We start from the raw sequence: 11,099 nt of genomic DNA, 5'->3' as shown, positions 1-11,099 counted from the left end.
GCGTCGATCGTCGCGTCGTCGTCGACCTCGAGCGACGCCTCGCCCGTCGCGACGTGGGCCCACGACTCCCGCGCGATCGTCGAGAGCTCGATCGGCTCCGTCTCGCCCACGTCCTGGCCCTCGCGGGCCAGCGACAGCAGGTCGGTGACGAGGTGGTCCATCCGGTCGAGCGCGTCCTCGACCTGCTCGAGCTTCTCGAGGTCGCCCGTCTCCTGGGCCAGGTTGAGGTAGCCCGAGGCGACGTTGAGCGGGTTGCGCAGGTCGTGGGAGACGACGCTGGCGAACTGGTCGAGCCGCTCGTTCTGCCGGCGGAGCTCCGCCTCGCGCTCGCGCTGCTCGGTCACGTCGGAGTAGATGGCGTACCCCGGCGCGTTCGCCTCGCCGACCTCGAGCGGGGTGACCTGCAGGAGGAAGTGTCGGCTGCCGTCGGCGGTCCGGCGCTCGACCTCGGTCTGGACGCGCTCGCCGTTCGCGAGCTGCTCGTTGAACGAGGCCGCCTCGTCGGTGCTCTCCGACGGCACGATGTACTCGTCGAGGGACTCGCCCGCCACCGCGTCGGCGTCGTAGCCGAACGTGCGCTCGAAGGCGCCGTTGACCCGGCGGACGATCGGCTCGCCGTCGATCATCTCGTAGGAGACGGCGGCGCCGGGGATGTTCTCGAACAGCGCCTCGAGGCTGTCGCGCTCCCGCCGGAGCTCCGCCTCCGCGCGGATGCGCTGCAGCGCCACCGCGACGTGGGCCATCAACAGCTCCGCGAGTTCGAGATCCTCCTCGTCGAACGCGTCTGCGTCGGTCGACACCGCCTGGAACACCCCGAGCTCGCCGATCGGCACCGAGATCGCCGACTCGAACTCGGGATCGGTCGGCTCGGCGGCGTCGTCGCTGTGGAGGTCACGCACCAGGAACGACTCGCCCGTCCGGGCGGTCTTCCCCGCGAGCCCCTCCGAGACGTGCATCTCCCGGCCCGCGTCCTCGGGGACGTTGCCCGACTCCGCGACGGGGACGAGCACGTCGCCCTCCCGGAGGTCGAGCTTGCACATGTCCATCTCGAGCACGTCCTCGGCGGCGTCGACCGCGCGGTCGAGCAGTTCGGCCTCGGTCTCGGCGGTGCCGAGCTCCATCGCCGTCGTGTGGAGCCGCTCGATCACCTGCCGGGACTCCCGGAGCGCGTCCTCAGAGCGGATGCGGTCCAGCGTCGCCTCCACGTAGCCGATCAGCAGCTCCGCGAGCTCCACGTCGGTCTCGTCGAACGCCCCCGTCTCGTCGGAGATGATCTGGAACACCCCAGACTCCCCGACCGGGACGCTGATCGCCGACTTGACGAGCTCGTTCGCGGGCTCGGCGTCGGGGTTCGTGTCGGCGTCGGTGACGAGGAACGACTGATTCTCGTTGTACGTCCGGCCGACGATCCCGGCGTCGGTCGACACCTCGTCGACCCGGTCGGTGCGGCCGCCGACGGGGGTGAGCTCGCCGTCGCGCTCCATCATCAGCACCGACTGGTCGAGCGCGAGCACCCCCTCCGTGATGTCGACGACGCGGTCGAACAGTGCCGCCTCGTCGTCGGCGTCGATCAGCGACGGCGCGGCTTCGTGGAGCCGCGTGATGCGCTCCTGGCGGTCGCGCAGGTCGGACTCCGCCCGGAGCCGGGCGTCGACCTGCGAGCCGTGGGTGACGAGCAGCTCCGCCAGCTCCAGATCCACCTCGTCGAACGCCGAGTACGCCGTCGAGAGCCCGGCGAACACGCCGTCGTCGCCGAACGGCACGACCAGCCCCGAGCGGTGGCGCTCGATCTGCTGTTCGGCCCTCGGGTGGTTCTCGATGTCGTCGACGATCGCGGGCTCGCCGCGCTCGAACACCGCCGCGACCATCCCGTGGGCCGGGCCGAGCCGGCCGGGGCGCTCGTCGCCGGTCGCGGCGCTCGGCTCGAACCCGTCGGCGTCACGGAGGTACAGCGCGGCGGCGTCGAAGCCGAGCACGTCCTCGGCGATCTCGACCATCCGGCGGTGGAGCCGCCCGCGGTGCTCGATCCCGACCAGCTCCGCCGAGCCCTCGTGGAGCCGGGCGATCCGCTCGCGGTTGGGCGTGCCGTCGACGGCCGCGGCGACGCGGTCGTCGAGCCCGCCCTCGTCGGCCTCGCTCACGTCGCCCCGCGTGGCGACCGGGGGCTCGTCGCAGTCGACGATCGGACAGCCGGCCTCCGAGGCCGCCGCCGCCAGCGCCGTCGGGATCGAGCCGTCACAGACGACCAGACAGTCCGGGTGGAGCTCCTCGAACGCCGAGCGGGCTTCCGACAGCTGGCAGGCGCGGCCGGTGAACCCGTCCCGTTCGAGCAGCGCACCGGCGCCCTCACAGGGTGAGTCACCGACTACGAGGATCTCGGTTCGACGTGGCACGAGTTGAACAGTTACTGTTCCTCTTGCGAGTCGGTCACATATGTGTTTCGGTAAGTCCCGTCACGGATGAACCACAACTGGTTGCCCGCGCCGGTCCGGCCCGCCAGTGTCCGGGCGTTGGGACGCGAACGACCCCGGAATCCTTTTGCCCGGCGGTAGACCACATCCGGTAATGAGCGAGCTCGAGAGCGAGTACCGTCTCGACTACTTCGCGGAGAACGGGTTCGAACGCCAGACCTGTTCCTCGTGTGGCGCCCACTTCTGGAGCCGCGTCGAGCGCGAGACCTGCGGGGAGCCGCCGTGTGAGGACTACGGGTTCATCGACGACCCCGGCTTCGACGAGGCGTACTCGCTGAACGAGATGCGCGAGCAGTTCCTGTCGTTCTTCGAGGAGCACGACCACGAGCGCGTCGACCCCGCGCCCGTCGCCGCCAACCGCTGGCGCGACGACGTGCTGCTGACCCAGGCGTCGATCTACGACTTCCAGCCCCACGTCACCAGCGGGCAGTCGCCGCCGCCGGCGAACCCCCTCGTGGTTTCTCAGCCCTGCATCCGGATGCAGGACATCGACAACGTCGGGAAGACCGGCCGGCACACGATGGCGTTCGAGATGGGCGGCCACCACGCGTTCAACGCCGACGAGGGCACCGACTACGCCTACGAGGGCGAGGTCTACTGGAAGGACCAGTGTGTCGAGTACTGCGAGGAGTTCTTCTCGTCGATGGGCGTCCCCCGGGAGGAGATCACGTTCATCGAGGACCCGTGGGTCGGCGGCGGCAACGCCGGCCCCGCCTTCGAGGTGATCTACAAGGGGCTCGAGCTGGCGACGCTCGTGTTCATGATGCTCGAGCAGGACCCCGACGGCGAGTACGAGATGAAGGACGGCAACACGTACTCCGAGATGGACCGCCGGGTCGTCGACACGGGGTACGGGATCGAGCGCTGGACGTGGATGAGTCAGGGGACGCCGACGGTGTACGAGGCGATCTACCCCGAGAGCATCGAGTTCCTGAAGGAGAACGCCGGCATCGACATGACCGAGGCGGAGCAGGACCTCGTCCACCGCGCCTCCAAGCTCGCGGGCCACATGGACATCGACGAGGCCGAGGACATGGAGGCCGCCCGCGACAACATCGCCGAGCGCCTCGACGTGGACGTGGAACGGCTCGAGGCGCTGATGGAGCCCCTCGAAGCCATCTACGCCATCGCCGACCACGCGCGCTGTCTCGCATACATGTTCGGCGACGAGATCGTCCCCTCGAACGTCGGCACGGGCTACCTCGCCCGGATGGTGCTCCGGCGTACCAAACGGCTGGTCGACGACGTGGGCGTCGACGTGCCGCTCGACGAGCTCGTCGACCGCGAGGCCGAGCGACTGGGGTACGAGAACCGCGACACGATCCGCGACATCGTCCGCACGGAGGAGCGCAAGTACCGCGAGACGCTGGAACGCGGCGGCCGGAAGGTGCGCCAGCTCGCCGACGAGCACGCCGCGGCCGGCACGCCGATCCCGACCGAGACGCTGATCGAGCTGTACGACTCCCACGGGATCCAGCCGTCGATGGTGACGGAGATCGCCGAGGAGCGCGGCGCCGAAGTCGACGAGCCGGACGACTTCTACTCGCTGGTCGCCGAGCGCCACGACGCCGAGGAGGCCCTGGAGGAGACACAGGAGGAGACCGACCGCGTCGACGACCTGCCCGAGACCGACCAGCTCTACTACGAGGACCAGGACCGCATGGAGTTCGAGGCGGTCGTCCTCGACGTTCTGGAGCGCGAGGAGGGGTACGACGTGGTGCTCGACCAGACCATGTTCTACCCCGAGGGCGGCGGCCAGCCCGCCGACCACGGCACGCTGGTCAGCGAGGACGGCAGCGTCGCGGTGACCGACGTCCAGCTCCGCGACGGCGTGATCCTCCACCGGACCGACGAGCGCCCCGAGAAAGGCGAGTTCGTCACCGGCCAGATCGACGCCGAGCGCCGCCGCCGGCTGATGCAGCACCACACCGCGACCCACATCGTCGGCGCCGCGGCGCGGCAGGTGCTCGGCGAGCACGTCCGGCAGGCCGGCGCCCAGAAGGGCGTCGACAGCTCCCGGCTGGACGTGAACCACTACGACCGCGTGAGCCGCGAGGAGGTGAAGGAGATCGAGCGCGTCGCCAACGGGATGGTGACCGACAACACCAGCGTCCGCCAGGAGTGGCCAGAGCGCCACGAGGCCGAGGAGCAGCACGGGTTCGACCTCTACCAGGGCGGCATCCCGCCGGGCGAGAACATCCGGCTGATCCACGTCGGCGACGACGTGCAGGCCTGCGGCGGCACCCACGTCAACCGCACCGGCGACGTGGGGACGATCAAGATCCTGAACACCGAGCCCGTGCAGGACGGCGTCGAGCGGTTCGTGTTCGCCGCGGGCGAGGCCGCCATCGAGGCGACCCAGCGCACCGAGGACGCGCTGTACGACGCCGCCGACACGTTCGACGTGAACCCCGACGAAGTGCCCGGCGCCGCCGAGCGCTTCTTCGGCGAGTGGAAGGAGCGCGGCAAGACGATCGAGGAGCTCAAGGAGCAGCTCGCGGAGGCCCGCGCGGGCGGCGCCGGCGCGGGCGAGGAGGTCGAGATCGACGGCACGATCGCCGTGATCCAGCGCATCGACGCCGACGCGACGAGCTGCAGGCGACCGCCAACGCCCTCGTCGGCGAGGGGAAGATCGCGGTCGTCGGCTCCGGCGCCGACGACTCCGCCCAGATCGTCGTCGGCGTCCCCGACGGCGTCGACATCGACGCCGGCGAGGTGATCGGCGAACTCGCCCGGAAAGTCGGTGGCGGCGGCGGCGGCCCGCCGGACTTCGCGCAGGGCGGCGGCCCGGACGTCGACGCGCTCGACGAGGCGCTCGAGGACGCGCCCGACGTGCTGCGACGGAAGCAGGCGGCGTAGGCAGGGATCACGGTTCGCCGGCTGGCGTAGCTATTTCTATCGGTGGAAGTACAGATGCGCGCATGTCCGACGTCCGACGGTATCGGAACGACCTGCTGATAGAGATCATCGCCCGGCGGCTCGGGTTCGAGCGACTGAGTGAGTGGCTTCCTGGGCCCGACATCTACCCGCCGTACCTGTTCGTCGCGGTCGGCCTGTTCGTCGAGTACGGATTCTTCGACACCTACAACTACTTCGTCACCGGGAAGAGCTCCTTCATCTCGCAACCGAACTCGTTAGCGATCCCACTGATGACGCTGCTCGCGGTCGTCGGGGTGCGCTATCTCCACGACGAATACGCCGACGCCGTGGTATCGCTCCACATCGACGACGGCCACGTCGACGAGTCCCACCGGAAGCGGTTCGAGGGGCTCCTCTCGCTTCGAGCCCGGCTGATGGCCTACGGTGGAGCGCTCGTTGCCAACTACGCCTTCGTCTTCGGGGTTCTCGGGATCGGCGAGCTGGTGTCGATCAGCGGCGTCGGACTCGTGCTGTACGGACAACTGGTCAGCTTCCCGCTGATCGTGATCCCCACGCTCGTCGAGTTGGCGATCTCCTACGTCGCCGTCCACCTGATCGTCCCGCGGCGGCTCGCCCGAGCTGACGTCGATCTGTTCTTCTACGACCCCCGGAACCTGGGTGGGTTCGAACCGATCGGCCAGCTTCTCAAACGATCCTACTACATCTACACCGGGGTCCTGCTGCTCTGGTTCCTGCAGACCCACGCACCCGTCCTGCTCGCGGGGGTGATCGACTCCCCGTATCCGGCGCCCGGCCCGATCTATCAGGTGGCGATCTCGGCGATCTGGTTCGTCGGTGTTCTGAGTATCGGCTACTCGATGTACCGGGTCCACACGCTGATGGAGTCGAAGCGGGAGGAACGCATGGCGGAACTCGAGCGGGAGATCAGGACCGCGGTGGACGACCCCTACCGAGTCCACCCGGACAACGTCGACGACTGGGACCGGTACGAGGAGGTCCAGGAGACGATCGCCCACGTTCGGAACACGAGCACCTATCCCACGACGTTCGCAATGTGGTCCCAGATCTTCGTCAGTGTGCTGCTCCCGCAGGTGTTGAACATGGCCGTCTCGCTTCCGGGGTAGCGGCTGGCCGTCGCCCCGTTACCGACTGTCGCATCGACACCGTCCCGACACACGGGAGAAGCGACCGATGCCGCCTCGATCGACGATACCGGTCGCTCGGTACGGGCGGTCGAGCGGCCGAGGGCGCCACAGCGAGTCCAGCCAGTGCCGCCCCCGCCGAGATAACGCGCGTTCTCCCACCAGGGGTGTCCGGAACGGTAAACACCGACCCGTCCGAACCCCCCGCCGTGCCCTACGCGAGCAACGACGGCGTCTCGCTGTACTACGAGACCGACGGCGACGGCGAGGCGGTGCTGTGCTGTGGCGACGTGGGACTGGGCGCCTGGCAGTGGGGCTGGCAGCACGCCGCCCTCGCGGGCCCCTACGAGACGATCGTCGCCGACACCCGCGGCTGCGGGCGCTCCGAGGACCCGCCCGCGGACTGCACCGTCGAGACGCTGGCCGCCGACGCGGTCGCGGTGCTGCGGGACCACGACGTGCGCGCGGCCCACGTCGTCGGCGCCGGCCTCGGCGGGATGGTGGCGCTCGAACTGGCCCGGACGACCGGCCGCGTCAAGTCCCTCACGCTGATCGGGACGGCGCTCTCGGGCGACGGCTACGACCCCGGGCCGCTCGCCGCGGCGCCGACGGACGAGACGGCGCTCCGGGAGTCGCTCGAGGCGGCGTTCTCCCGCGAGTTCGTCGACGCCCAGCCCGACGCGATCAGGCAGATCGTCGAGTGGCGCGCCGCGGAGGACGCCGACACCGAGTCGTGGGTGAAACAGGCCGCGGCGCTGGAGTCGTTCGCGGTCGACGCGCCCTACGAGATCACCGTGCCGACGCTGGTGGTCCACGGCACCGACGACCGGCTCTGCCCGATCGCGCGGGGGCGCGAACTCGCCGCCGACCTCCCGAAGGCGGAGCTGTTCGAGGTCGAGGGGGCGGGCCATCTCGCGGGCGTCGAGGCGTCGAAGGTGGTGAACGACCGGCTGCTGACGTTCCTGGAGTCCTAGCCCGACCCCGCGGGCGGATTTAACTACCCGACCCGCGAACGCGAGCGCATGCACCGACGCACAGTCGCGGGCGGCGGCCTGCTCGTCGCCGGCCTGCTCGGCTACGCCGCCGGCACCCTCGTCGCCTACCCCGGCCGGGCGTTCTCGCTCACCGCCGTCATGGTCGGGACCGTGCTCCTGGCGATCGGGGGGCTGCAGGCGGCCGGGGGTGATCGATGACGCTGCAGGCCGTCGTGTACACGCGCGACGGCGTCGAGGCGTACGACGACGTGGGCGCGGCCGTCGACGCGCCGGGGGAGACGTGGGTCCACGCCGGCGTCGACTCCGCGGCGGATCTGGAGCCAGTCCGCGAGCGCTTCGGCCTCCACCCGCTGGCCGTCGAGGACGTGCTCGACGAGCACACCCGCCCGAAAACCGAGGCGTTCGACGAGCACACGTTCGTCCTCGTCAAAACCACCCGCCTGAGCCAGCGCGACGACGTGGCGTTCGGGAAGGAGATCCACACGCAGTCGGTCGGGCTGTTCGTCGGCGACGGCTGGCTCGTGACCGTCGCGCCGCCGGGGCTCGATCTCGTGGCGCCGACGGCGCCGGCGATCGCCCGCAACAGCGCCCGGATCGCCGACCGCGGCGCGGACTTCCTCGCCTACCGCGTGCTCGACGCCGTCGTCGACGACTACTTCGACGTGCTCGACGAGATCGAGACCGACATCGAGGCCGTCGAGGAGCGCGTGCTGAACCACCCGGAGCCGGAGATCCTCGAGGAGCTCAACGCCGTGCGCCGGGACCTGCTCGCCTTCCGGAAGGTCGCCTGGCCGACCCGGGAAGCCGTCGGCACGCTCGCACGGGGCGACAGCCCGCACGTCGCCGAGCAGAACGAGAAGTACTACCGGGACGTGTACGACCACCTCGTCCAGGTCGTCGACCTGATCGAGACGTACCGCGACCTGACGAGCGGATCGCGGGATATCTACCTCAACGCCGTCTCCCAGTCGACCAACGAGGTGATGAAGACGCTGACGGTGGTCGCGACGATCTTCATCCCGCTGACGTTCGTCGTCGGCGTCTACGGGATGAACTTCGCGGGCACGCCGCTGTCGATGCCGGAACTGGGCTGGACGTACGGCTACCCGGCGACGATGCTGGGGATGGCGCTCGTCGCCGCCCTGATGCTCGCCCACTTCCGGCGGCAGGGCTGGCTCTGAGCGCCGGAGCGGCGGGGAGGGCGCCGACACGGGCCGGGCCCGATCGCCGGAACCGAACCCCTCTTGCCGGTGCCGGCGTGAGCCCCCGGTAGTGTCGCTGCTCTCGATCTTCGCCTCCGCTATCCTGCCGATCGTCCTGATCGCGGCCGTCGGCGTCGTCCTCGGCCGGGTGAAGGACGTGGAGCCCGGGCCGCTCAACACCGCCGTCGTGTACGTGCTCGCGCCGGCGCTGGTGCTGCACAGCCTGATGGCGACGGAGCTCGGCGGCGGGACGCTGCTGAAACTCGCCGCCGCCGTCACCGCGTTCACGCTGGGGATGGCCGCGATCGTGGAGCTCTCGGGGCGGCTGCTCGGCGTCGACGACGCCACCCTCTCGGCGCTGGTGCTGGTGGCGACGTTCCCCAACGCCGGCAACTACGGGATCCCCGTCAGCGACTTCGCGTTCGGCACCGTCGGCCGGGGCGTGGCGGTGCTGTACGTCGCGGTGCAGGCGGTGCTGATGTACACGATCGGCGTCTACGTCGCCTCCCGCGGCGGCGGCAGCGCGGGGCTCGGCGCCGTCAAGCGCGTGTTCCGCATCCCGCTGATCTACGCCGTCGCCGTCGGCCTGCTCGCGCGGGCGCTGGACCTCGTGCCGGCCGCCGACTCGACCGCGATGGAGACGCTCCAGCTGGTCGGCGACGCCTCGATCCCCGTGATGCTGCTGATCCTGGGGATCCAACTGGCGAACACCGACTTCGGCGCAGCCGCCCCCCAGATCACCGTCGCGACCGTCGGGAAGATGCTGGTCGCGCCCGCCGTCGCCGTCGGCGTCGCGCTCCTGCTCGGGTTCGACGAGCCGACGGTCGCCCGGACGTTCGTGCTGGAGTCGGCGATGCCCGCGGCCGTGACGCCGCTGATGCTGCTGATCGAGTTCGCCGACGACGTGGAGGTCGGCGGCGTGAGCGCGCCGGAGTTCGTCTCGACGGTCGTGGCGGTGACGACGGTGCTGTCGGTGCCGCTGCTGACGCTCCTGATCTCGGTGCTGCAGTCCGGGCTGCTCGTGTAGTCGCACGGCCGGTCCGCCTCGCGTTCCGGTTTCTCACCGCCGTGTCACGCTATCCCGAACCTATGGGACGTGACCACGTCACTAAGTGACTGAAAATTTATAATTGTGGTGTGGTACACAGTGGGTATGGACCGACCGGCGATGCCCCGCGCCGAGATCGTACGGTTCTACGCGTTCCGCGCGAGCCAGTCGGCGGGGTTCAGCCTCCCGATCTACGTTCTGTTCTTCCAGTCCCGCGGCCTCTCGCTCGCCCAGATCGGCGCCGTCGAGGCGCTGTTCACCGTGTTCGTCGTGGCCGCGGAGACGCCGACGGGCTACCTCGGCGACCGGTTCGGCCGCCGGGCCAGCCTGCTCGCCGGCACCGGGCTGTCGGCGCTGGGGATCGTCGGGTTCGTGTTCGCCCGTTCGTTCGCCGCGTTCGCGGCGATCATGGTCGTCCGCGCGGTCGCGGAGGCGTTCCGCTCCGGCGCGACCGACGCGTGGCTCTACGAGACGCTGGCCGGCGACGCCGCCGACGACCGGTTCGCGCACGTCTCCGGGCGCGCGAGCGCGATCGGGCTCGCGACGCTCGCGGGCGCCTCGCTCGTCGGCGGCGGGCTGTACGCCCTCGACCCGATCTACCCGTGGCTGCTCGAGGGCGTCGCGCTCACGACCGGGCTCGCGACCCTGCTCGGGATGGACGAGCCGGATCGCACAGTCGGCGAGGAGAGCGGGACGGCGCGCTTCTCGCCCGGGGAGACGTTCGCCGCGGTCCGGTCGACGCTCGCGAACCGCGCGGTCGGCCCGCTGGTGCTCGCAGTCGGGCTGCTCGCGGGGATCACGAACACGATGGAGTTCTACCTCCAGCCCGTGGCGGTGGCGACGCCGTGGCTCTCCGCGACGGAGCTGGGGCCGCTGTACGCCGGGCTCACGCTCGCCTCCGCGGGCGTCGCCGCGCGGGCGGGCTGGATCGAGGATCGCTTCGGCGCTCGCGGGTGGTTCTTCGTCGGTCCGCCGCTGCTGGGGCTCTCGCTGGTAATCGTCGCCATCGCACCCGCGCTGGCGCTGCCGGTGTTCGTGCTCGGCCGAGCGGTCAGGAGCGCAACGACCCCCATCTTCGGGCAGTACCTCAACGACCGGACCGACGAGGGCCGGGCGACGGTGCTGTCGGCGGCGTCGACAGTCCGCTCGCTGTTCACGGCGCCGCTGAACCTCGTCGGCGGGGGGCTGGCGACGGCGTACGCACTCTCGACCGGGCTCGGTGGGCTGGGCGCGCTGTTGCTGGTCGGGTTGGCGCTCACACTCGTCGCGTGGCGGCCGTCGGTTCCGATCGAAGCCGGCGAGCGAACGGAAGCGACCTGAGCGGTCGACCGCCTGTCGGTCAGTCGTCTTCCCTGCCCGGC

Annotated in this window: 7 protein-coding genes and 1 pseudogene; 7 read left to right on the top strand and 1 reads right to left on the bottom strand. The window is 70.4% G+C overall.

The genetic code is table 11. From position 1 onward, the window contains the following. The coding region (locus ACP95_RS03440; RefSeq protein WP_049979864.1) for a GAF domain-containing protein at window positions 1-2,393 on the bottom strand (2,393 nt) is incomplete at its 3' end. Window positions 2,394-2,565: 172 nt separating this feature from the next. Between ACP95_RS03440 and alaS the strand changes: the two are divergent. The 7 genes and pseudogenes from alaS (at window position 2,566) to ACP95_RS03410 (ending at window position 11,058) form a co-directional block, all read left to right on the top strand. Continuing rightward, window positions 2,566-5,330, top strand: a pseudogene (alaS, locus tag ACP95_RS03435) (alanine--tRNA ligase). 62 nt (window positions 5,331-5,392) lie between these two features. Then, entirely contained in the window at window positions 5,393-6,475 is a 1,083-nt protein-coding gene (locus ACP95_RS03430) for a hypothetical protein (RefSeq protein WP_049979863.1), read from the top strand. 227 nt (window positions 6,476-6,702) lie between these two features. Beyond that, window positions 6,703-7,467 carry an alpha/beta fold hydrolase gene (locus ACP95_RS03425; protein ID WP_049979862.1) on the top strand — a complete coding sequence of 255 codons (765 nt, stop codon included), beginning with the start codon at window positions 6,703-6,705 and terminating at the stop codon, window positions 7,465-7,467. 48 nt (window positions 7,468-7,515) lie between these two features. Beyond that, window positions 7,516-7,686, top strand: a complete 171-nt coding sequence (locus ACP95_RS15995) for a hypothetical protein (protein WP_202593759.1) — start codon at window positions 7,516-7,518, stop codon at window positions 7,684-7,686. Next, window positions 7,683-8,669 (top strand): magnesium/cobalt transporter CorA, encoded by a 987-nt coding sequence (corA, locus tag ACP95_RS03420; RefSeq protein WP_049979861.1) that lies wholly within the window; start codon window positions 7,683-7,685, stop codon window positions 8,667-8,669. The genes ACP95_RS15995 and corA overlap by 4 nt, the downstream gene beginning before the upstream one ends. 91 nt (window positions 8,670-8,760) lie before the next feature. Further along, window positions 8,761-9,717: an AEC family transporter gene (locus ACP95_RS03415; protein ID WP_049979860.1), complete on the top strand. Its 957-nt coding sequence runs from the start codon at window positions 8,761-8,763 to the stop codon at window positions 9,715-9,717. 126 nt (window positions 9,718-9,843) lie between these two features. Continuing rightward, entirely contained in the window at window positions 9,844-11,058 is a 1,215-nt protein-coding gene (locus tag ACP95_RS03410; protein WP_049979859.1) for an MFS transporter, read from the top strand. The last annotated feature ends 41 nt before the right edge of the window (window positions 11,059-11,099 follow it).

Source organism: Halolamina rubra, assembly GCF_000739555.1.
In the GTDB taxonomy this organism is placed as follows: domain Archaea; phylum Halobacteriota; class Halobacteria; order Halobacteriales; family Haloferacaceae; genus Halolamina; species Halolamina rubra.
Note: the sequence above shows the minus strand (reverse complement) of the source record. Positions and strands in the feature narration are given on the sequence as shown.